At 31.8% G+C, this 519-nt stretch carries 1 protein-coding gene; it reads left to right on the plus strand.

Annotated elements, in window-relative coordinates; all coding sequences use genetic code 11:
- Nucleotides 1-145 precede the first annotated feature (145 nt).
- Nucleotides 146-519 (plus strand): hypothetical protein (locus ACLJQM_RS48225; RefSeq protein WP_410636685.1); only part of this gene is annotated, 374 nt, incomplete at its 3' end.

The following is a 519-nucleotide window of genomic DNA, read 5'->3' on the forward strand; positions in this document are numbered from 1 at the left end:
AGCAGTAGGATTATACGTAATTAAGATGGTTGGTTATATTTAACGGTTGGAGAAGTTGGGTTTTTTAATGGGTTAAGAGTTGGTTACTGATTTTATTTTTTCGTTTTTTCCGTTTAGTTATGGGAATTTTATTTTAAATTATTATATGTATGGGACGGAGAAGGGTCTGAATGAACTGTGTGGTATGTTTAAGACAGCAGAGGTAGATATTAAGAAAAGCGTTAGTATCAGTTATGTGATGGTTATACAGAATAAGTTTAGTTTTAAGAAGAAGGGTAATTTTTGGAAGAAGAAGGGTAAGGCTGGAACGTTTAAGTTAAATTCAGCGTTTAAGGTTAAAGCTGGATCTGGATCTGTTTCAGATAAAGAGTGTTTTTACTGTTATGAATTTGGTTACTGGAAGAGAAATTGTAAGCAGTATTTAGTTTCGTTGAAGAATGGCGGAAGTAAGAGTATTTTTATTTCAGGTACGTTTGTTGTTAATGTTATAGATAATATATTTTTCGCTGATATGGTTAT

The organism is Amycolatopsis sp. cmx-4-83 (assembly GCF_046548815.1).
Classification (GTDB): domain Bacteria; phylum Actinomycetota; class Actinomycetes; order Mycobacteriales; family Pseudonocardiaceae; genus Amycolatopsis; species Amycolatopsis pretoriensis_A.